This window comes from Cupriavidus sp. 2KB_3 (assembly GCF_052115685.1).
GTDB lineage: Bacteria > Pseudomonadota > Gammaproteobacteria > Burkholderiales > Burkholderiaceae > Cupriavidus > Cupriavidus campinensis.
Window position 1 is genome coordinate 47311 of the sequence record NZ_JBFRHD010000020.1, and the last position, 20311, is coordinate 67621.

Consider the following 20311-nt stretch of genomic DNA (forward strand, 5'->3'; position numbering starts at 1 on the left):
CGTGCGCCCCCTATTCCTAAGGGGCATCATGCTTTCGTTTCAAAAATGGACGACTCGGCTTGCCGAAGCCCGGGCCAGACGGGAGGAAGCGGCGGCAGAAGCCGACTGGCTGAAGCACCGCATCGCCGCGCTGGAGCGTGCGTTCGCGCTGCCACGGGCGGCGTTGCGGGAGATGTTTCCGGAGGGCGCCCCGATCGAGGAAATTCCGCTGCCGGCGTACCCTGGTGCCATCTGGCTGGGCGAGGTTGGGATCTACGCCTTCGTGCAGTCGCAGAGCATCGAGGTGGACGACCTGCCGCGCTATCGGGCTTGTGTCGCAGCGGGAAAACTCGACACCCTTTTCGCCGAATCCGAGGTGACAGGCGGCCAACAGGTTCGCGTCCTGACCCGCGACATGGCGCTGCTCTCCGCCCTTTCCGACTTTTCGCCCCCGCCGCCGTGGGTCGCGTGGCCCGAACTCGGGCCGCTGGCGATCTGCCTGCAGGGCGACGCCGCGCATTGGTACGAGAGCATCTGGGACAGGTACTGGGAAGGCTTGAGCCTGCCCCAGCAGGCGGCCTACTTGAAGCGGGCCGAGGCGCGAATGTTGGGGAATATCGATCCAGAGACATGGCAAGACTGGCTCGAGACGCTTCGCATGCGAGATCACCGAACCCGGCATCTGACCTACGGCCCCTGACCGCCCGGGTTCCTCGCCATCGACGTTTTACGAGCCCTGGCGTAAGCTGAACCCTTCTTGTTCCCCGATCCAGCGGAGATGCGATGCCCACCTATGACTACCGCTGTGACGATTGCGGTGATTTTGCGTTGATGCGGCCGATGGCGCAGCGGGATGAGCCGGTTAGCTGCCCCCACTGTGGCAAGGCTGCGGCGCGGGCGCTGGTGGCCGCGCCGGCGTTGGCGGGGGCGCCGGGGGCCGTGCCGTCTGAGTTGTCGAGCCACGGTGCGGGGTGTGGCTGCTGCGGGCCGGTGAAGCTGGCCGGGCGTGCCGATGGTGGCCGGGGTGGCGCGGGCTGGTCCAAGTTCAGCTCGGGCTGAACCGCCACGTCGCCTGATCGTCGCGCTCGAACGCCGCCTGAATCTTTCCCGCCAGCCGCATCAGGTGCGGCGCCAGTTCCGCGATGGCTTCCGCCACCGGCGCCTTCGTGGACACGCTGACATTCAATACATGAACCGGATGATGGGCCAGCCGCAGCGGCGTGGACAGCGCCACCACTTCGGGCTGCCAGCTTGCCGCGCACCAGCCCTGGCGCGCCACCTGGGCCATGGCATCGAGGATTTCGCGCTCCAGCGCCGGCCAGCCTGACGGGGACCTGCGCGCGAAGGTGTCCATCAGCGCCTGTCGTTCCTCAGCCGGCGCCACCGCCAGCCACGCGCGGCCCAGCGAGGTCAGCGCCATCGGCACCCGCTGCCCTGTCACCACCGTGCGCAGCGACACCTTGCGGCTATATCGAATCGATTCCAGATAGACCATCTCGTCGCGGTCGGCCATGGCCAGCCCCACGTTGATGTGTTCGGCCTGCGCGAGTTCGCGCATCATCGGCGCGGCCACCTGCAGCACCACCGATCCCGCATGCATCGCGTGCGCCAGACTGAGCACCGGCGCGCCGAGGCGGTAGGCGCGCAGCGTGGCGTCGTACTGGAGGAAGCCGGTGTCGACCAGGCTCTGGGTCAGGCGCGAGACCGTGGACCGGGCCAGCCCGGTGCGTTCCGCCAATTCGCCATTGCCGAGCACATCGGCGCCGGGGCGGAACGCGCGCAGGATCTCGATGCCGCGTTCAAGCGAGCGATTGGCGAGCGTGCTGGCCGCGCGACCACGCGCCCGGCGCCGGGCATCCTGCATGTCCACGATCGGTTCTCCTGCGCGTGTTGTGTGCTGCTCAATCAGCCACTCAGCGCGCCAGCCACGCCAGCAGCAGCGCGTTGATGGCGGCGTCGGCCTCGTACTGGACCCAGTGGCCGGCGCCTGGCACGATCTCGCCGCGCCGGCCGTCCCGCCCGTCGATCAGGCTGGCCAGCACCGCCGGCGGATCGGCGGTCACATCGTGCTCGCCAAAGGCCATCAGCACCGGCCCGCCGAAGTGGTTCAGCGCCTCGCCCAGCCCGCCCGCACGCGAAATCTGCTTGCTGCGGAAGCGCGTTTCGCGGCAGGACTCGGTATAGGCGAGCAGCGCCAGCGCATCCACCTTCCCCGGGTCCGCGATCATGAACGCGGCGACGTTCTGCTGCATCGCCGCCGCCAGCGCCTCGGGGCGCTCGGCGCGGCGCCAGTCGACCAGGGCGATGGTCTGCCGCCGTGTGCCGCCATGGCCACCCGGCCCCAGCAGCGCCAGTCCGCGCACGCCGGGCAGGCGGGAGGCCAGATGCGAGGCCGTCAGTCCGCCGAACGAGAAGCCGACCAGATCGACATCGCCCATCCCGGGCAGTTGGGCGAAGCCCGCCGCCACGGCTTCCACCAGCGCCGGCAGGTCAGTCCCCGCCGGGTCGCCCGAGGCGCCGTAGCCGGGCAGATCCGGCACCCAGACCGTATGGCGGGCCGCCAGCGCCTCGATATTGCGCACCCAGTGCAGCCAGCTGCCGTGGCCGCCGTGCACTAGCAGCACGTCTGGCCCGCTGCCAAAGCGGCGCCACACCATGCGGCACCCGGCCGCTTCCGTGACGCAGGTCGTGCCCTGCGCCGCCAATCGTGCGACGAATGCCGCCGCCGATGCGTCTTCCTTCAAGGTCCTGCCTCCCCGATGACCACCACGCCGTCCGCCGCGCGCACCCCCTGCCCGGCCGGCAGCACGAAGACCGGATTGATCTCCGCCTCGACGAGCCGCGCCCCCATGGCGGCGGCCATCGCCGAAAACGCAACGATAGCATCGGCCAGCGCCTCCACGTCAGCCTTGGGCCGGCCGCGATAGCCATCCAGCAGCGGCCAGGTCTTCAGCGCGCGGATCATCGCCAGGGCCTCGTCGCGCGGCAGGCCGCCCTGCGCCGGCAGCAGCCGCATGGTGGTGTCCTGGAACAGCTCCGCCGTCACCCCGCCCATGCCGAGCAGGATTGCCGTGCCCAGCGCGTCGCGGTGCATGCCGAGGATCAGCTCCACGCCGCCCTCCACCATCTCCTGCACCACGAAGCGTGTGGGCGCCGGGCCGGTGTGACCGGTGCGGCCGAGGTGGCGGCTGACGTCCTCGCGCATGCGGGCGAGCCGCGCCGGCACGGCCTGCGGCCGCACGTTGACGGCCACGCCGCCCACATCGCTCTTGTGGGTGATGGTCGACGACAGGATCTTGAGCACCACGCGCTCGCCCAGCGATTCTGCGGCGGACCGGGCGCCTGCATTGTCCTTATCCTTGTCCGTATCCTTGTCCTTGCCTTCGTCCTCGATCACGACCTCCCGCACCCCCGGCACGCCGAAGCGCGCGAACAGCTGCTTGGCGGCCGCTTCGTCGAGCGGGCCGGGCGGCAGGTCCGAGGTATCGACCTCGGGCACCGCCGTCGGCTCACTGGCGCCCAGACCGGCCAAGGCGCCGGCGGCCAGCATCGCACCCAGCGCCACCGCGCACGATTCCGGCGCGCTGAACGCCGGCACGCCACGCTGGTTCAGCACCGCCGCCACCTGCGGCGCATGGGGGCTGACGTAGGCCAGCACCGGCTTGTCGCTCTCGGGCAGGCAGTCGCGGATGGCGTTGGCCATCAGGTCGGGCATGGCCAGCCCGGAGGAACCGACGATGATCGCCACGGCGTCATAGCTCGGGCTGGCCAGCAATGCGCGGATCGCCCCGCGCAACAGGTCGGGCTGCAGGCCGGCCAGCGTGACGTCGATGGGGTTGCGGTCGAGCGCGGCATGGTCGCCCTGTTGCAGCGCGCGCAGGCGCTCGGCCGTGGCGGCGTCCGGCGGCGGCGTCTCGAAGCCGGACATGCCCAGGCTGTCCGACACCAGCGTGCCCGCGCCGCCGGTCGAGGTCAGCACGGCCACGCGCTTGCCGTGCAGCACACGGCCCGTGGCCAGTGCGGCCGGGATGTCGATCAGGTCCGCAAAGGTCTGCGCCCGGATCACGCCCACCTGCCGGAACAGCGCGTCGTACATCGCATCCGCGCCGGCCATCGCGCCCGTATGGGACACCGCCGCGCGCGCGCCCGCCTCGGAGCGGCCAATCTTGAAGGCCACCACCGGCTTGCCGGCCGCCGCCGCCTTCAGCGCCGCCGCGCGGAACTTCTCGGGATGCCGCACACTTTCCACATACAGGGCGATCACCCGCGTGGCGTCATCGTCGGCCAGATAGTCGATGAAATCCGCAAGGTCCAGATCGGCCTCGTTGCTGGTGGAGACCAGCTTGGACAGGCCGATACCCCGCGCCGCCGCGCGCGAAAGCAGCGCGCCAAGAATGCCGCCGCTCTGCGACACCACGCCGATGCTGCCCGCCGGGAAATGCTCCATCTCCAGCGCACCGCTGGCGGACAGCGGAATGCTGTCCGTCAGGTTCACCAGCCCGATGGTGTTGGGCCCCAGCAGCCGCATGCTGCCGGCTGCCTCGATCAGTTCGGCCTGCCGGCGCGCGCCGTCGGCGCCGGTCTCGGTGTAGCCGCTGGCCAGCACAATGGCCGCGCCGGTGCCGCGCTGCGCCAGCTCACGCACCGCCAGATGGGCGCGCTCGGCGCCAAGCAGCACGATGCCGACATCGGGCACCTCGGGCAGCGAGCCGATATCGGGATAGCAGCGCAGGTCGCCAATCTGGGTCACCTTCGGATTGACCGGATAGATCGCCCCGCCAAAGCCGTGCCGCGTGAGGTAGGACACCGGGCGGCCGGAAGTCTTGTTCGGATCGGCCGATGCGCCGATTACGGCCACGCTGCGCGGCTTGACCAGCCGGGCGATGGCGGAGGAAGTGGCCGAAGCAGTGGCCGACGAAGTCAGGGAGTGGGATGTCATGGCTCAGCCCTGCTGCGTGGATTTGGCGGCGGCGGCCTTCGCCAGGAACGCCATCACCGATTCACGGTGCTCGGTGCTCGTGTAGCAGATGCCCTGCGCCTGGCTGCCCTGCGCGAAGACCTGGTCGGCGGTCAGCTCGAAGGTCTGGTTGAGGATGCTCTTGCCCAGCGCCAGCGCGGTCGGGGAGCCGTGCGAGAGTTCGGCAGCCCAGGCCAGCGCATCGCCCAGCAACGATTCGGGCGATGCGGACAGCCGGTCGGCGATGCCCAGTTGCAGCGCCTCCGCGGCCTCCACCTTGCGGCCCGAGAAGATCAGCGCCTTGGCCGTGGCCAGGCCCGTGCGGCGCGGCAGGAAGTACATGCCACCGCCATCGGGAATCAGGCCGCGATGGATGTAAGACCACGTGAAGCTGGCCGATTCGGCGGCGATGACGAAATCGCAGGCCATCGCCATGTCCGCGCCCAGGCCGTTGGCGCCGCCGTTGACGGCTGCGATGGTGGGCTTGGGCATGTTGTGCAGCAGCGCCACGGAATGATGCACGCGCTGCTGGCGCGTCCAGCCGTTGAAGCCGACTTCGCCCGGCGGCGCGTCCATGCGGCGCTGCATGCCGGCCACGTCGCCGCCGGCACAGAAGCCCTTGCCGTTGCCGGTCAGCACCAGCGCGCGGATGTCCCGGCTGGCGGTGGCGTGCTCGAGCGCGACGATCAGCTCGCTGCGCATGGCATCGCTGATGGCATTGCGCTTGTCCGGGCGGTTCAGGGTCAGCACGGCGATGCCATCGCGCACCGCGAACTGGATCAGCTGGAAATCGGGAAGATGGGTCATGTCGGGGCTCGGAAAAATCGGATGAAATCGGATGAAATCGGAAGAAATCGGATTGGGAATGTTCAGTTCAGGCTGATGTGGCCGTCCTTGATGACCTGGCTCCAGCGCAACGCCTCGCCCCGCACGTAGCGGGCAAGGTCGTCGGGCGTGCCGGGGCTCACGATCAGGCCCTCGGCGTCGGCGCGCTTGCGGAATGCCTCGGATGTCACGGCCTTGCGCGCCGCCGCGTTCAGGCGGGCGATGACCGGGCCCGGCGTGCCAGCCGGCGCGTAGAGCCCGTACCAGCTCTCCGCCACGTAGCCGGGCACGCCGGCCTCCGCGATGGTCGGCACGCTGGCCAGGTCGGGGCTGGCGGAGCGCTGGGCGCTGGTCACGCCGAGGGCGCGCAGCTTGCCCCCTTCCAGCAGATTGCCGACGGCGGACGCCGTGGCGAACATCATGTCCACCTGCCCGCCAAGCAGGTCGGTGATGGCCGGGCCGGCGCCCTTGTAGGGGATGTGATTGAGGTCAACGTGGGCCAGCCGCTTGAACAGCTCGCCGGCCAGATGCGCCGACGTGCCCGGCCCCTGCGAGGCGAACGAGACCTGCCCCGGTTTGGCCTTGGCGGCGGCAATCACGTCCTGCACGGTCTTGTATGGGCTGTCCTTGCGCACCACCAGCACATTGGGCGAGCGGCCGACGAGCATCACCGGCGCGAACGCCTTGTCGGTGGCATAGGGCAGCTTCGGCTGGAGGCTCGGGTTCACCGCATGGGCGAAGGTCGCCATGACCAGCGTATAGCCATCGGGCGCACTTTTCGCCACATTGTCCGTGCCGATGATGGTGCCGCCGCCGGGGCGGTTGTCGATCACCACGGCCTGGCCGAGGTCTTGCCCCATGGCCACGCCCATCGCCCGGGCGATCAGGTCCGTGCCGCCGCCGGGCGAGAACGGCACCACGATGCGGACGGGCTTGTCTGGGAAGGTGCTGGCGGCCTGCGCCGCGCCGGGTGCCAAGGACGTCAAGGGCACCCACGCGGCGGCGATCAGGGCAAGGGAAACGGAACGAATGCTGGGAAGTGCCAAGGCTGTCTCCTGTAGCGTTTATCCACGCCCTCGCGGGTGCGGGGCATGTGTCTGGAATGGCTACAGGTTAGGCTTCGGCGGGCATCGGCGCGATGGGCCAATTCCATCCAATGGAATTACGTGGGAGGACGTCGCCGCCGCGGCTGGGCCTGCTGGGCGGCGGCAAGGCCAAGGATCTTGCGGAAGGTCGGGCACTCCATATGGCTCGGCGCCGGGCAGGCGGCGGCGTGGCGCAGGCCGTCGCGCATGGCGGTGAGCTTGCGGATGGTCCGGTCGAGTTCGTCGGCCTTGTCGGCCAGCATCGTGCGGTCGATGCGCGGCTGCCCGCCCGGCACGAAGACCGCGCCGATCTCGTCGAGCGAGAACCCGGCGGCGCGCCCTAGCGCGATCAGCGCAAGGCGCTCCAGCACCCCGGCATCGAACACGCGGCGCTGCCCCCGCCGGCCAATGGGCGCAATCAGGCCCTTTTCCTCATAAAACCGCAGCGTGGAGGCCGGTACGCCCGACTGCCGCACCACCTCGGAAATCTCCAGGCTCACGTCTTGACCTCAAGTTGACTTGACCTGGCATATTGCAGGCTTCGACCCCCGCACACAAGCCAGGCACACAAGCCAGACCCATCAGGAGACCCGCATGGATGCCACCCGCCCGACCGATGACTCCCAGACCGCGCTGTGGAACGGCACGGCCGGCAATGCCTGGGTGGATGCCCAGGCGATCCTCGACCAGTTGTTCCAGCCGTTCGAAGACCTGCTGGCCCAGACCACCGCCGAGTGCCAGGCCCGCGCCGTCCTGGACGTGGGATGCGGCACCGGCGGCACCACCGTGGCCGTGGCCCGGGTGGCCGGCCAGGCCACGGGCATCGACATCTCCGCCCCGATGCTCGCCGCCGCCCAGGCCCGCGCCGCACGTGAGCAAGTGCCGGCGCAATTCATCCTCGCCGATGCCCAGACGCACGCCTTCGCCCCGGCCAGCTTCGACCTGATCGTGTCCCGCTTCGGCGTGATGTTCTTCGACGACCCCGTCCGCGCCTTCGCCAACCTGCGCCAGGCCCTCCGCCCCAACGGCGCGCTGCGCGCCATCGCCTGGCGCAGCGCCGCCGAAAACCCGTTCATGACCACCGCCGAACAAGCCGCCGCCCCGCTGCTGCCCGAACTGCCCCCGCGCCAACCCAACGCCCCCGGCCAGTTCGCCTTCGCCAACGCCGCCCGCGTCGAACAAATCCTGGAAGACAGCGGCTGGCACGGCATCAGCCTCCAGCCCATCGACGTCACGTGCACCTTCGCCGAAAAAGACCTGCTCACCTACATCACCCGCCTCGGCCCCCTGGGCCGCATCCTCCCCGACCTCGACGAAAGCCGACGGAAAGCCGTCATCGATGCCGTACGCCCGGCGTTCGAACCCTACGTGCACGGCGAGACGGTCAGGCTGGATGTGGCGTGCTGGATGATTGAGGCGGAGGGGTGAGCCGTAGCAATCCGGCATCCATCAGAAAAATCCATAGCAGACCGTCCAAACTGACATGAAATAACTCCATTGGCGTCCCTCTCCCGATCTGAATAGGATGGCCGGATCTCTGGCATCGCTTTCGGCGAACAAACATGACTATTCAATCGGCGGAAAAATCGGGTTTCGATAAATGGGTGGACGGCATTCGTGCAGCGCCTGGCAACCCGGCCTGGCGAACGTGGGACTGCGAAATCCGGTTGGCGGTCGATGAATACAATCGGCATCTGGCTGGGGTCGCTGGATACCGCCCCCTCGACTGGTACCTGATCAAGGCGATGCTATGGGTGGAGTCAGGTGCGGCGAGCAACGAATGGACGCGGAAACCGATGCAAATCGGCGTGCCCGGCGATCCCGGTCTGACGGCCTTCCTATCAGGAAAGGAAGGCGGCGAATTGATTATTCCTCCCGCGTGGAGGGTCCGCCTGACTGCGCAGTCAGCCAAAGCCATGCCCGCACACAATATTCGAGCCGGCATCGGCTATCTGCTGATGCGCATGGCTATCTCGGAACACCGCACCGTGCCGCACGCCGGTCATCACGCGCAGCAGGTAGCGGTCAAGCCCGGTGACAGCCTGGACCGAATGGCAAGAATGTATGGGACGACGGTGGAAAGTCTTCGGAATCTGAACCCCGGAGTCACCGTGCTGCGGCCCGGTCAGATCCTCAAATACCAGAAGGCATCGATTCAACGTGTCATTATGGCATGGCGCCCTATTACCACGTCGACGATTGCCCAGCGTTATAACGGCGGCGGCGATTTGCACTACGCGAAAAAGCTCGACGTTGCGTTGACTCTCGTTAAAACAGGCACTCCGGCATCATGCGTGCAATAAAATCCGTCGCCCTTTGGCTGGCACTCGGTCTAACACCGGCCTACGCGGCGCCGGCCGCTACGCCCACCGAGCGGACCTTGCGCGAAGCGTGCGGAGCGTATTCGCAGGCTGGCATGCGCGAATGCCTTGTGGCGAAAGTCGACGAAAGTCGGAAAGCATTGAAGGCTGCCGAGGCGGAGGCCAGTGGCCGACTTGCCGGATGGGATGAAGACCTCAAATACGTCAATTTCGCAAAAGTGCGATTGGCTGCCAGCACGAAAGCCTTTGCCACCTATCGCAAGGATCAGTGCTCGCTTGCCGCAGCGCTGGGCGGCGGCGCGATTGGCAACGCGTTGGAAATCTGGCGGTTGGCCTGTGAGGCCGAGCTTAACCACTGGCGCGCCGACCAGCTTCAGCGGGCCACGGTCGACCTGCCTTTGAAGTAAATGTGATGGCCCCCCTGCGCCGCCACCTAAGCCGCCACCACCGCCTCCGCCTCCTGCACCTCCCCGTCGCCCAGAATCTCCCGGGCGCTGGCCGGGCGGCGGTACAGGTAGCCTTGGGCGCAGTCCACACCGACTTCCGCCAGCAAGGCGTGCTGGGCTTCCGACTCGATACCCTCCGCGATGACCACCAGCCGGAAGTGGTGCGCCATCGCCACGATGCTGCGCAGCAGGGCCCGGCCGTCCGGGGAGACGTCCTGGGTGAACTGCCGGTCGATCTTCAGGTAGTCGAACGGGAAGTTGCGGATCATGTCGAGGTTGTTGTTGCGCGTGCCGAAGTCGTCCACGGCCAGGCGGATGCCGGCGTGGTGCAGGCGGTCGAACGCTTCCATGGCTGCGCCGTGGTCGGCCAGCAGGTGGCGCTCGGTGATCTCCATCACCAGCCCGGAGCCGTCCGGCATCGACGCCTGCAAAGCCGCCAACTCCGCCGCGAAACCCTTGCGCCGCAGGTTCAGCGGTGCCACGTTCACGGCCACATGGAGCGCGCGTGTCGGACGGTAGCGGTTCATGTCGTTCACGGCCTGATGCAGGACGAAGCGCGTGATGTCGTCGATCACCGCCGTGGATTCCACCGTTTCGATGAACGACGCGGGCGGGATCATGCCCCAGCGCGGATGGCGCCAGCGCAGGAAGGCTTCCACGCCGATGGTCTCGCGCGTGCGCACCGACACGATCGGCTGGTAGGCCAGATGGAACTCGCCGCGCCGCAGGCCCTGCCGCACGGCCTGGAGCAGCAGCCGCTTCGGCGCGGCCACGATCAGGAAGCCGGCCACGGCCAGTAGCCCCAACAGCAGCCCGATGGCGCCCACGAACAGCCCGTAGCGGCGCATCAATTCCGACGAGAACGCCGGGGAGGCCACCACCGCCACGGCGAGCGGATAGGCGCTGGAGCGCGCCAGCGTGCTGCGTGGGATGGCGGTGGGCGCATCGCGGTAGGTGCCGTCCTGGTCCATCATGGCCTCGCCCACGCTCAGGGCGATGGTGCCGGCGCCGAATTCCTTGCCGTGCGCCAGGGTGTCCACGAGGTAGGTGCTGTCAATCACGAAGACCGCGCCCTGCGAGGGCTGGGTGGCGCTGGGCAGGTACAGCACCAGCGCGGGCGCCTGCTCGCGGAAAGGCGTGCGGCCCACCAGCACGATGCGCTGGTGCCGTGCGGCGGCTGTGTTATCGCCGAAATACCAGCTCAGCGGCACCTTGATCTCGCCACGCGCCGACGAGCAATAGATCACGTCATTGGCCACCATGGCCGCCGCGCGGGCATAGGGGATGTAGCTTTCGCGCTCGCGCAGCGGGCGGCCGATTTCCGCACAGGGCTTGCCGGCCAGCGGCGCCACGTGCCGGCCGCCCTCGCGCTCCACGGTGGCGATGATGCGTTCGATGGCAGCCACCACGTCCCGGGCGACCATCGACTCGCGGCGGTCCACCAGCTGCTGGGCGTACTGCTCTCCCACCCACAACGCGGTCGCCGTGGTCACTGCACACACCAGCAGCGACACCATCCATGTGACGGGCGAGAAAGACCATCCCTCGAAGCGGTCGCGCCATGCCATGCCAAAAATACCCCTCCCCTAGTCCACGGGCTCTAGCCGGCGGTACTGGTTGTAATGCCGGATCGCGCGGCGCGGGTCGCCGAGGGCTTCGTGCAGCCGCGCGGCGTTGTAGTGCGCATCGGCGAAATCGGGGGCCAGTTCGATGCACGCGTGGTAGCTCTCCAGCGCCTCGCGCGGCGTGCCGGCGTCTTCCAGCGCCACGCCGAGGTTGAAGTGCAGCAGCGGCTGCGCGGGCAATGCCGCCAGCGCCGCCCGGTAACTGGCCACGGCGTCGGCATGGCGGCCCTGCTCGCTCAGCAGGCAGCCCAGGTTCAGCCAGGCATCGAGGTAATCCGGCGCCGCCGCCACGGCCTGGCGATAGGCCGCTTCCGCACCGGCGGCGTCGTCATGCTGCTCGCTGGCCACGCCGCGTTCGAACCAGCCGGCGGGATCGGTGTCGCCCGTGAGTGAAGACGGTGCCCGCCCACGTCGCAGATCGACGATATTGCCCGGTGGCTGCGGCAATCTGCCGGCCGCATCCAGGTCCAGCACGAACTGGCCCGTGTCCACATGCCAGCGACCCTGGCGGTCTTGCACGGTGACGTCGCCGCCCACGGCGGACAGCCGCAGGCCGGTGGGCGGCCGTCCCTCGCCCAGCCCTTGCAGCCGTTTCAGGGAGCGGGTGATGTGGCGCGTGGGAATGCGCGAATCGCGCAGCGACTGGGCCGTGCGCAGCAGCACCACGTCCTGGAACGTGAACCGATAGGCCTGGCGCGCGCCGCGCCGGGGCGCGATCACGCCAGCGGCGATCAGCGCCGTCACCACGGTGCGCGAGATGCCCAGCACGCCCTGGACATCGCGCATGGAGTAGTCATCCATCAATACGCATCCATCCTGACTTCCATCATCGCGCTAGCCCTGCTTGCGGGCCCGCTTGGGCTCGGCGGCGGTCTTGGCGGCGGTCTTGGCCGGGGCAGCGGCGCGGCGGGCGGTCTTGCGCGGCGCGGTGTCTGCAACCGGCGCGGCAACCGGCGCGGCAGCCTTCCCCGCACTCTTGGCGGCCGCCGGCTGGCGCTTGTTCGCGCCGATGCTCTTGCGCAGGGCTTCCATCAGATCGATGACCTCGCCGCCGGACGGCGCCGGGGCCTCGGCCGCTACGTTGATCTTCTTGCCGGCGATCTTCTTGTCGATCTGGTCGAGGATGCGCTGCTTCTCCTCGTCGGTATAGGCCGAGGCGTCGTAGCCTTTCACCGAATTTTGTTCGATCAACTGCTGCGCCAGCGCCAGCTCGGCGGGCTGCACGTCGGTCTCCTCGACGTGCAGGTCGGCCATGTCACGCACCTCGTCGGCATAGAGCAACTGCTGGAGGATCAGGCCATCGTCGCCCACGCGGATCTGCACCATGTACTGCTTGCCCTTCCACGACCATTTGGCCAGCGCGCAGGTCCTGGTCTTGCGCATGGCCTCGGCCAGCAGGTTGTACGGCTTGGCGCCGCGCTTGTCCGGGCCCAGGTAGTAGGGCTTGTCGTAGTAGATCGGGTCGATGGCGCCGGCGGGCATGAAGGAGACGATGTCGATGGTCTGCTGCGCGGCTTCCTCCAGTGCGCTGAGTTCCTCGGGCGTGAAGGTCACGTAGCGGTCTTTCTCGAACTCGTAGCCCTTGACCATGTCGGCGCGCTCCACCACCACGTCTTCCTTCAGGCAGATGTACTGCTGGCGCAGGCGCGACCCGCAGCCCTTGTGCAGCAGGTTGAAGCTGATGCCGGACTTGCTCTCGGTGGCCGAGAACACTTTTACGGGAATCGACACCAGCCCGAAGCTGATGGATAGCGAGGCGATGGAACGTGCGGCCATGGCGCAGCCCTCCTGAAGACTCCTGTCGTTCCGTCGAGTCTAGTCAACGCGGGGCCCTGCCCGCCAGAGGGTGCACGCCGCGAGTTTGTGACGGGTCACCTCCTACAGCGAAAATGTCGATCTTGATGCACATGCATCATGCTTCGACCGCGCGGCGCGCGCGATGCTCGCGCCGGTACGCGCCCGGTGCGATGCCGAAATGCTGGGCGAACATGCGGCCGAACGCAGCCTGCGAGGCGTAGCCGCACTGCTCGCCCACGGCAGCGGCGGAGAGCCCATCCTGCCGCAGCAGCCGGGCGGCGCGCTCCATGCGCAACGTGGTCACCAGTTCCAGCGGCGTCATGCCGCCCAGTTGGGCAAAGCGCCGCGCCAGTGTGGCGCGCGAGACGTTGCACAGCGCGGCCAGGCTATCGAAGGTCCACGGCTGCTCCGGCGCCCGCACCACCGCCTCCACCACGCGCGCCATGCGGGCATCCGCCATCAGCGCGATCAGCCCGCGCGATACCCCGCCCCGCTCGATCAAGGCCCGCAGCAGCACGGTGAACAGCGCCGTGGACAGGTCCGCCACAATCGCCGCCCCACCCGGCCGTGGCCGGTCCGCCTCCGCATGCATCATGCCGATCAGCCCGCGCAGCCAGCTCGCATCCCCGTTCCGGTTGGCATCGTCGGTGCCGATGCACAGCACCTCCGGCAGCGTGCGCAGCAGCACATCGGCCGAACTGCCCAGCACGAAGGTGCCGCACAGGATGTCCAGCGGCGCGGCGGCGCCGGGCACGGTGACTTCCGTGACCACGCCGTTGAAATGGCGCGACTCCGCCACCGTGCGCGAGCCGGCCTGCAGGCCGATCAGCGTGTGGGCGGCACCGTGCGGGAACAGCAGCACGTCGCCAGCGGCGGCGCGCAGGCGCGCATCGCCCACGGTGATCTCGATCTGGCCTTCCAGGATCACGTGATACGGCACATGGCCCGGCGCGGCCTGGGCGTTGAAGGCGGACCAGACCCCCGCCACACGGCAATGCAGATCCACGGTGCCCGACGGGGCGAGCAGGCGCACGAGTTCGCTAAGACTGTCCATTGAGACGATTGAGCAAAAAGTTGAGTAGATTCTAGTCCATTCGGATCGGCTGCGCTTCTACTATGGAGTCCAAGGAAGCGCCACGCAGCACGGTGCCTCCGCAGCAAGGAACCCAGACATCCACCATCGAATCAGCAAGGAGCTTCAATCATGACCACCCGTCTCCATACCGCCCCCGTCCAGGAAGCCACCGGCCAGACGGCCGAACTGTTCGGCGCGATCCGCAAGGGCCTTGGCAAGGTGCCCAATATGTACGCCACTCTCGGCAGCAATGCGCCGGCGGTGCTGGCGCAGACGCTGCAGGCTGGCGCAGTCGCCAAGGGAAGTTCACTCTCTGCGCGTGAACTGGAAGCGATCAACCTGTCCGTGAGCGAGCACAGTGGTTGTGACTATTGTGTGGCCGCCCACACGATGATCGCCAAGCTGGCCGGCTATACCGCCGAGGAAACGCGCCAGCTGCGCCAGGGCAGCTATCCGCAGGACGCGCGGACCGACGCGCTGGTGCAATTCGCCCTCGAACTGGTGGGCACGCGCGGCACGCTGCCGGCCGCGAGCGTGGAGGCGGTGCGGGCCGCCGGCTTCAACGACACGCAGATCGTGGAGGCGGTACAGGCGGTGGGCGCCATCCTGTTCACTAATATGATCAACCGGGTGAACGACACCACGCTGGACTTCCCGGCCGTGTAAGGAACCGGGCCGAGGATGGGCGACGCGTGGCCGCAAGTCAGCGCCACGCGCTGCCCATCTGGATATAGATGGCGTTCTGATCGCGGCTGTGGGCGATGTCGATCCCCATCGAAATACCCAGCTTGCGCGCGATGACATAGCGAAAACCGGTGCCCGCGCTGACCACGGTGCTGGCGTCCGAGAAGTCATTCCAGCGCCCGTAGGCCTTGCCCACCCCGCTGAAGGCGAGTACGGACCAGCGCGGCGTCACGTCCCAGCGCAACTCCACTTCCGAGACGACGGCGTTGCGGTCCTGGTAGCGGCCCACCTGCACGCCGCGCAGATCGACATACGGTTGTGCATAGAACGGCACATCGCCGGTCGAGAACTTGGTATCGGCGCGCAGCCCCAGGATCAGCGTGCGCGCGATGGGCAGCCAGGTGAAACCCCGCGCGTTATACATATTGAAGTCCTGCGAACTGCCGAGTGCCCCGCGTGCGAACTGGGCCTCGAATTCGGCATAAATACCCCGACCCGGAAAGAAAATATTGTCGCGGGAGTCATAATCGACCACGAGTGCACCCTTTCCGATGCGCTGTTCGCTGGTCACTCCCCCCACTTCCGGGGCGCTGCCGCCGAATTTGAATGTGGCCGTGGAATCGAAATAGGTATAACGCGGCCCGATATACCAGCGCGAATCGGCCACGCGGAACAGCACTTGCTGCACCAGGAACACTCCGTCGAGCGAATAGTGGCGGGGCTGGTTCGACAGCCCGAAATACTCGAGATTTGCGCTCACTTTGGCAATCGCACCCAGATAGCGGATGCGGTCGCCCTGCCAGGTATGGAAATGCGCGAGCCCGGCCGCCCAGGTGCCATTTTCGGTATAGGCGCCGCCGATGCCGGTGATATTGGGCGGCGCGGGGCCTTCGCCGCTGGCGTGGGCCTCGGCGGCACGGTCCGCCAGCGATTGCGAGAAGAACAGCAGCCCAAGCCCCAGGCCATAGCCGACGGCCGGCTCCGTGATGATGGTCGGCACGGGCAGCGCGCCCTTGTGGTGGAGCAGGAAGTCGCTCATGTCGAGCATGCCGTCCTCGGGGTCGAAGAACGACAGCGGCGGCTTTTCCGACTTGCCCGGCGCGGCGGCTGGCGGCTGCGCCTGCGAAGGGATCAGCGCGTCCGGTACGGGCTGGGCCAGAACGCCCGATGCGGCAGCCGCACTGAGGCCCGCGATCAGGGCCCGGGCGAATGGATGCATGGTGGCTCTCATCGATGAACTGACGTGCGCGCTGGGGCGACGCCCTGCGGCGAATGTAACGTAGCCTGCGCCCCCGCGACCGGATTGCCGATATGAACGTTCTTGCGCGCGCGTGTTTAGTTTTCTTTTTCGCGTGCCCCGGGCCAGTGTCTATGCCGTATCTTGCAACTTACCCGCTCGGGTCATCCCGATTAACTCGACGGAAAATCAATCCACCCGGACGGGTGATTATCTAGGGGATTATTCTCGGGGGTAATTTAGATACCAGCGCTATTTACATCAAATCACAATAAAATTGAATTCACATTTTTTGCAAGATTTGCCAGACTAGCTTCGGGCATGGCATGGGGCACATGTTCCGGCGCGCACGGCGTATGCGCGCACGCGACCGAAGGCAACGAACAGACGCCCGTCTTACCCGCACACACGCGGCGGCGAGCTGTTGCGCGGCTTGATCGATTGGATGCAAAAGGGGGTAAGCGCAGTGAACCACTACACCAAAGACAACTTCCAGCTCACACAGAGCATCGGCTTTCATCTCAACAAGGCCCGCAACAGCCTGCTGCTGGAGATGGATTCGGCCTTGCGCCCGCTGGACATCAACGGCCAGCAGATGGGCATCCTGCTGTCGCTGAACCGCGGCATGGCGACCACGCCGTTCGAGATCAGCAAGCTGCTGGGCATCGACAGCGGACTGATGACGCGCATGCTCGACAAGCTGGAGGAAAAGCGGCTGCTGGAGCGCAGCCGCAGCATCGACGACCGGCGCGTCGTCAACCTGATCCTGACTGAAAAAGGCAAGGCCGTTGCCTCGCAGATTCCCGATATCGCGCCCGAGGTGCTGAACCACCACCTGAAGGGCTTCAGCGAGGAGGAATTCGAGGAATTCCGCCGACTGCTGCAGAAGTTCGTCTCCGGCAGCTGACCGGAACTGCCCTCCCCACCTGCCCCGTTAGGCTGCGGGGCGGGACAGGCTCTCCACGGCGCGCCACGCCGTATCCACGGCCCCCGTCACCGATGCACTGCCGGCGCTGTCCGCGCCAGCAATCCGCACATTGCCCACCCCACGCCCGGCCTGCTCCAGCGCGGCCTGCAGCGTGGCGTCGTCCGGCGTCAGTCCGCCCGGCATATAGCTGTAGCCATGCGCCCAGCGGTTCAGCGTGATCGCACGCACCTGTTTCGATGCGGCAAAGCCGCCCGGGGCCAGCATGCGGTCCAGTTGGGCGCGGATTTCGCGCTCGAGGGCGTCGAAGGGCGTGCCGAGCAGGAAGGCCCGGCCGGCGCGGAAGCGCTCGCGCGCGCTCATGCCGCTGTCCGGCACCGTGGGCACGTAGAGCATGTGGAGGACCACCGGGTTGGCGGGATCGACAGCAGCGCCAGCCGGTGCCTCCAGCCACAGGTCCGAATACGGCATGGTGGGCGCGTGGATGCGCCACGCCTTGAGGGTCTCGAAAGCGCGCCAGTCGTCCAGCGCCACCTTCGTATACACCACCGGCGCCTTCACGCACGCGCGCAGCGCGGCCTTGGCCGGCGCCGGCAGCGTCGGCAGGATGAACGGCACCATCATGTTGTAGCCGGCCACCACCACGTGCTGCGCCTCCACGCGTTGCAGGTTGCCCTGCCAGCCATAGGTCACGCGCGTGATGCGCACATCGGGTTCGATGGCCACCGCCGTGCTGTTCAGGCGCACGCGCACCGGGCTGCCGTCGCGGTCCAGCCGGGCATAGTCGAAGCGGGCATCGGCCAGCCCCGCACCGCCACGCGGCGCCGTGGACACGCCCGGCACCAGGGCCTGGATCAGCGCCCGGGCCAGCGTGGCGTTGCCATCGGCAAACCAGAGCCGCGAGGCTGGCGACTTGCCAAGCCGGGGATCCAGCACCGGCGCAGGCATGCCCGCCCCCGCCGGCAGGCCGATGGCGATGGCCTGCGCCACCGAGATGCCGTCTGCATCGAGCGCATAGGCATCCTGGCTGCGGCTGCGCAGGAAACGCACGCCCGGCAGGCCCAGCCCCGCTTTCTCGCGCAAGAACACCGCGTAGCGCGTGCGCTGGAGGTAGGCCGTGCGATCGGTCCCAATCATGTCGGCGAGGTAGTCCACCCTGCCCTGCGCCAGCCGCTGCAGGGTCTGCCGGTCTGCCGGGGGCAGCGGCGCAGCATCGAGAAAATGGGCGATGGCGTCGCCAGGCGGCTGGGCGCCGGCGTTCCGGGCATCGATCCCGTCTGCGAACGGGTCGCCCGCGAGCCACTGGTCGCGGCCGAAGTGCTCGGCGTCGAAGAACACCGCGCGGCCCAGGCCGCGGCGCTGATACGCGTCGCCCTGGCTCGGTGGCGGCGCGGTGCGGATGTCGATGCCGACCCCGGCCAGCATCGCGCGCATGGCCGCACTGTCGGTGGCGGATGGCGGCATCTCGGCGCTGCCGCCATAGCTCACCAGCGTCTTGCCGCGCACCGTGAACTCGTTGCGCTTGGCGTGGCCGCCGAAGTCGTCGTGATTGTCGAGGATCAGGATGCGCCGGTCCGTGCCGAACTTCTGCCGATAGAACCACGCCGTGGCCAGCCCGCTGATGCCGCCACCCACCACCACGAGGTCATACGATTCACGCGCCAGTACGGTCGGGTACGTGGTGCCTTCGCGCGCGAGGCCGTGGGCCAGCGTGAACGTGCCGGCGTGATTGCCGCGCAACCCGGTCAGCGCAGGCGGGTAGCCGGCCGCTGTGGCCTGGGCCTGGGCCTGGGCCTGGGCCTGGGCCCGTGCCCGACCAACCAGGCCCGCCGGGGCGATGCCGGCCGCGATGGTCAGCGCGGCGCCATTGAGGAAGTCTCTACGGGTGATCGTCATGGGCGTCAGCGCGATGGGGGCCGTATGGGTTCGGGCGTGGGCGTGCCGAGTTCGCGCCGGCGGGCGGCCACGGCGGCCTCCGTCACCGGCGCGGCGCGGTTGCCCCAGCTGCCGCGGATGAAGGTGAGCAGGTTGGCCAGCTCCTGGTCTTCCATGGTCCAGCCATAGCCGGGCATGTGGTAATCGGTGGGCGCGGTGCCCACGCGCGCGGTCACGGCGCCTTCGAGCAGCAGGTTGATCAGCGACGCCGGGTCCGGATCGGCCACGGTCGGGTTGCCCGCCAGCGGCGGAAACACCCGCGCGAAGCCGCGTCCGCTGGCGTTGTGGCAAGGCATGCAGAACGTGGCGTACTGACGCGCGCCGGCGGCGTCGAAACGGCCCTGCTCCAGCAGCGTGGTCACGGCGGGGTCGTAGCGGAATGGCTGGGTTTCGCCGCGCGTGCCCGGCAACGATTTCAGATAGGTGGCCACGGCGTCGAGATCGGCCGGCGCCATATGCTGCGTGGAGGCAGCGATTACCGTGGACATCGGCCCGAACGAGGTGGCGTGGGCGTTGCGGCCGGTGCGCAGGTACTCGGCCACGTCCGCCTTCGACCACGCGCCCAGGCCGGTGATCTGGTCACCGGTCAGGTTCGTGGCCGACCATCCTTCCACGGAGGCGCCCGCCAGGAAGTGCCGGCTACGCTCGTCCAGCCCCTTCTCGCCATACAGCGGCCCGCGCGGCGTATGGCAGGCGCCGCAGTGCGCCACGGCCTGCACCACGTAGGCGCCCCGGTTCCAGGCGGCGCCCCTGGCGGCGTCGGTGCGCACAGGATCATCGCGCAGATTCAGCCAGTTCCAGGGCACCAGCAGCCAGCGCATGCTGTACGGCCAGCGCATCTCGGCGCCCGGGTTGGACTGGCTGACTGGCTTGACCTCGGCGCGCAGGTAGGCGTAGAGCGCCGCCACGTCGTCACGCGTCATGCGCGCATAGGACGTGTACGGCATGGCCGGATAGAGACGCTTGCCGTCGCGTGCCACGCCACGGCGCACGGCGCGGTCGAAGTCATCGAGCGAATACTGGCCGAGCCCAGTGGCGGCGTCGGGCGTGATGTTGGTCGAATAAACCGTGCCGGCGCCGGTGCGCAGCGGCAGGCCGCCGGCCATGGGCGCCCCGCCCTCCCTGGTATGGCAGGCGGCGCAATTGGCGATGCCGGCCAGATAGCGGCCGCGCGCGATCTGCTCGGGGGACGGCGCACTCGCTGGAGCAGCCCGCGCGGGCTGCACGCTCATCACGGTCATCACGGTCAAGGCCGCAAGCACGGCGAGGGCGGCCGGCAACCACCTTCCGAAACATCGCATGGGGCGCATCCTGTAATCGGACTGCATGGGGACGGATTGGACCCGACATCTTGCGGCCTGAGCCCGAAACGGAACAGAATCAGCCGCATGACTTTTTACCGTATCAGATTTGCGCCGAT

The 20311-nt window shown here is 68.1% G+C and carries 20 protein-coding genes; 7 read left to right on the plus strand and 13 right to left on the minus strand.

Going from position 1 to position 20311, the window contains the following annotated elements:
- The first annotated feature begins 28 nt into the window (after positions 1-28).
- On the plus strand, positions 29-679 hold the full coding sequence (locus tag AB4120_RS20780; RefSeq protein ID WP_441642786.1) for a hypothetical protein: 651 nt from the start codon (positions 29-31) through the stop codon (positions 677-679).
- 83 nt (positions 680-762) lie between these two features.
- Positions 763-1038 (plus strand): FmdB family zinc ribbon protein, encoded by a 276-nt coding sequence (locus tag AB4120_RS20785; RefSeq protein ID WP_441642787.1) that lies wholly within the window; start codon positions 763-765, stop codon positions 1036-1038.
- Here AB4120_RS20785 and AB4120_RS20790 read toward each other — a convergent pair.
- From AB4120_RS20790 to AB4120_RS20815, 6 genes are all read right to left on the minus strand, one after another.
- Positions 1025-1849 carry an IclR family transcriptional regulator gene (locus AB4120_RS20790; protein ID WP_149135918.1) on the minus strand — a complete coding sequence of 275 codons (825 nt, stop codon included), beginning with the start codon at positions 1847-1849 and terminating at the stop codon, positions 1025-1027. The genes AB4120_RS20785 and AB4120_RS20790 overlap by 14 nt on opposite strands.
- A 43-nt stretch (positions 1850-1892) precedes the next feature.
- Positions 1893-2723 (minus strand): alpha/beta fold hydrolase, encoded by an 831-nt coding sequence (locus tag AB4120_RS20795; protein ID WP_441642788.1) that lies wholly within the window; start codon positions 2721-2723, stop codon positions 1893-1895.
- The gene (locus AB4120_RS20800; RefSeq protein ID WP_441642789.1) at positions 2720-4918 is read right to left on the minus strand and encodes an acetate--CoA ligase family protein; all 2199 of its coding nucleotides are present in this window, start codon (positions 4916-4918) and stop codon (positions 2720-2722) included. The genes AB4120_RS20795 and AB4120_RS20800 overlap by 4 nt, the downstream gene beginning before the upstream one ends.
- A 3-nt stretch (positions 4919-4921) precedes the next feature.
- A complete protein-coding gene (locus tag AB4120_RS20805) occupies positions 4922-5743 on the minus strand; it encodes an enoyl-CoA hydratase/isomerase family protein (protein ID WP_441642790.1) in 822 nt (273 codons plus the stop codon).
- A gap of 62 nt (positions 5744-5805) precedes the next feature.
- Positions 5806-6768, minus strand: coding sequence for a tripartite tricarboxylate transporter substrate binding protein (locus AB4120_RS20810; RefSeq protein WP_392388506.1), 963 nt, complete (start codon positions 6766-6768; stop codon positions 5806-5808).
- Between the two features lie 155 nt (positions 6769-6923).
- Positions 6924-7346 (minus strand): helix-turn-helix domain-containing protein, encoded by a 423-nt coding sequence (locus tag AB4120_RS20815; protein ID WP_149135915.1) that lies wholly within the window; start codon positions 7344-7346, stop codon positions 6924-6926.
- A 94-nt stretch (positions 7347-7440) separates the two neighbouring features.
- Between AB4120_RS20815 and AB4120_RS20820 the strand changes: the two genes are divergently transcribed.
- The 3 genes from AB4120_RS20820 to AB4120_RS20830 all read left to right on the plus strand — a co-directional run bounded on the left by AB4120_RS20820 (position 7441) and on the right by AB4120_RS20830 (position 9574).
- Positions 7441-8274, plus strand: a complete 834-nt coding sequence (locus AB4120_RS20820; RefSeq protein WP_149135914.1) for a class I SAM-dependent methyltransferase — start codon at positions 7441-7443, stop codon at positions 8272-8274.
- A gap of 134 nt (positions 8275-8408) precedes the next feature.
- Positions 8409-9149: a LysM peptidoglycan-binding domain-containing protein gene (locus tag AB4120_RS20825; RefSeq protein WP_149135913.1), complete on the plus strand. Its 741-nt coding sequence runs from the start codon at positions 8409-8411 to the stop codon at positions 9147-9149.
- Positions 9137-9574, plus strand: a complete 438-nt coding sequence (locus AB4120_RS20830) for a lysozyme inhibitor LprI family protein (RefSeq protein ID WP_144195179.1) — start codon at positions 9137-9139, stop codon at positions 9572-9574. Before AB4120_RS20825 ends, AB4120_RS20830 begins: the two co-directional genes overlap by 13 nt.
- Before the next feature lie 26 nt (positions 9575-9600).
- Here AB4120_RS20830 and AB4120_RS20835 read toward each other — a convergent pair whose 3' ends face one another.
- The 4 genes from AB4120_RS20835 to AB4120_RS20850 form a co-directional block, all read right to left on the minus strand.
- Positions 9601-11181, minus strand: coding sequence for an EAL domain-containing protein (locus AB4120_RS20835; protein WP_441642791.1), 1581 nt, complete (start codon positions 11179-11181; stop codon positions 9601-9603).
- Between the two features lie 18 nt (positions 11182-11199).
- Positions 11200-12039, minus strand: a complete 840-nt coding sequence (locus AB4120_RS20840) for a tetratricopeptide repeat protein (protein ID WP_441642792.1) — start codon at positions 12037-12039, stop codon at positions 11200-11202.
- A 33-nt stretch (positions 12040-12072) separates the two neighbouring features.
- On the minus strand, positions 12073-13014 hold the full coding sequence (gene ku / locus AB4120_RS20845; protein ID WP_441642793.1) for a non-homologous end joining protein Ku: 942 nt from the start codon (positions 13012-13014) through the stop codon (positions 12073-12075).
- 136 nt (positions 13015-13150) lie between these two features.
- A complete protein-coding gene (locus AB4120_RS20850) occupies positions 13151-14089 on the minus strand; it encodes an AraC family transcriptional regulator (protein ID WP_441642794.1) in 939 nt (312 codons plus the stop codon).
- 150 nt (positions 14090-14239) lie between these two features.
- Here AB4120_RS20850 and AB4120_RS20855 point away from each other — a divergent pair, with 150 nt between their 5' ends.
- A complete protein-coding gene (locus tag AB4120_RS20855; protein WP_441642795.1) occupies positions 14240-14776 on the plus strand; it encodes a carboxymuconolactone decarboxylase family protein in 537 nt (178 codons plus the stop codon).
- Positions 14777-14813: 37 nt separating this feature from the next.
- Here the strand turns inward: AB4120_RS20855 and AB4120_RS20860 are convergent, their stop codons facing one another.
- Positions 14814-16013, minus strand: a complete 1200-nt coding sequence (locus AB4120_RS20860) for a BamA/TamA family outer membrane protein (RefSeq protein ID WP_441642796.1) — start codon at positions 16011-16013, stop codon at positions 14814-14816.
- Between the two features lie 484 nt (positions 16014-16497).
- Between AB4120_RS20860 and AB4120_RS20865 the strand changes: the two genes are divergently transcribed.
- Entirely contained in the window at positions 16498-16938 is a 441-nt protein-coding gene (locus tag AB4120_RS20865; RefSeq protein ID WP_149135906.1) for a MarR family winged helix-turn-helix transcriptional regulator, read from the plus strand.
- 27 nt (positions 16939-16965) lie between these two features.
- Here the strand turns inward: AB4120_RS20865 and AB4120_RS20870 are convergent, their stop codons facing one another.
- Complete coding sequence (locus tag AB4120_RS20870) at positions 16966-18852, minus strand: NAD(P)-binding protein (RefSeq protein WP_441642797.1); 1887 nt, start codon at positions 18850-18852, stop codon at positions 16966-16968.
- Between the two features lie 5 nt (positions 18853-18857).
- On the minus strand, positions 18858-20132 hold the full coding sequence (locus tag AB4120_RS20875; protein WP_441642811.1) for a cytochrome c: 1275 nt from the start codon (positions 20130-20132) through the stop codon (positions 18858-18860).
- Between the last annotated feature and the right edge of the window lie 179 nt (positions 20133-20311).

Excerpts from the sequence above, each read along its gene's own strand:
- AB4120_RS20780 (WP_441642786.1), top strand. The coding sequence starts at position 29 with ATGCTTTCGTTTCAAAAATGGACGACTCGGCTTGCCGAAGCCCGGGCC.
- AB4120_RS20785 (WP_441642787.1), top strand. The coding sequence starts at position 763 with ATGCCCACCTATGACTACCGCTGTGACGATTGCGGTGATTTTGCGTTG.
- AB4120_RS20800 (WP_441642789.1), bottom strand. The coding sequence starts at position 4,918 with ATGACATCCCACTCCCTGACTTCGTCGGCCACTGCTTCGGCCACTTCC.
- AB4120_RS20805 (WP_441642790.1), bottom strand. The coding sequence starts at position 5,743 with ATGACCCATCTTCCCGATTTCCAGCTGATCCAGTTCGCGGTGCGCGAT.
- AB4120_RS20820 (WP_149135914.1), top strand. The coding sequence starts at position 7,441 with ATGGATGCCACCCGCCCGACCGATGACTCCCAGACCGCGCTGTGGAAC.
- AB4120_RS20825 (WP_149135913.1), top strand. The coding sequence starts at position 8,409 with ATGACTATTCAATCGGCGGAAAAATCGGGTTTCGATAAATGGGTGGAC.
- AB4120_RS20830 (WP_144195179.1), top strand. The coding sequence starts at position 9,137 with ATGCGTGCAATAAAATCCGTCGCCCTTTGGCTGGCACTCGGTCTAACA.
- AB4120_RS20835 (WP_441642791.1), bottom strand. The coding sequence starts at position 11,181 with ATGGCATGGCGCGACCGCTTCGAGGGATGGTCTTTCTCGCCCGTCACA.
- AB4120_RS20840 (WP_441642792.1), bottom strand. The coding sequence starts at position 12,039 with ATGGATGACTACTCCATGCGCGATGTCCAGGGCGTGCTGGGCATCTCG.
- ku (WP_441642793.1), bottom strand. The coding sequence starts at position 13,014 with ATGGCCGCACGTTCCATCGCCTCGCTATCCATCAGCTTCGGGCTGGTG.
- AB4120_RS20850 (WP_441642794.1), bottom strand. The coding sequence starts at position 14,089 with ATGGACAGTCTTAGCGAACTCGTGCGCCTGCTCGCCCCGTCGGGCACC.
- AB4120_RS20855 (WP_441642795.1), top strand. The coding sequence starts at position 14,240 with ATGACCACCCGTCTCCATACCGCCCCCGTCCAGGAAGCCACCGGCCAG.
- AB4120_RS20860 (WP_441642796.1), bottom strand. The coding sequence starts at position 16,013 with ATGCATCCATTCGCCCGGGCCCTGATCGCGGGCCTCAGTGCGGCTGCC.
- AB4120_RS20870 (WP_441642797.1), bottom strand. The coding sequence starts at position 18,852 with ATGACGATCACCCGTAGAGACTTCCTCAATGGCGCCGCGCTGACCATC.
- AB4120_RS20875 (WP_441642811.1), bottom strand. The coding sequence starts at position 20,132 with ATGACCGTGATGAGCGTGCAGCCCGCGCGGGCTGCTCCAGCGAGTGCG.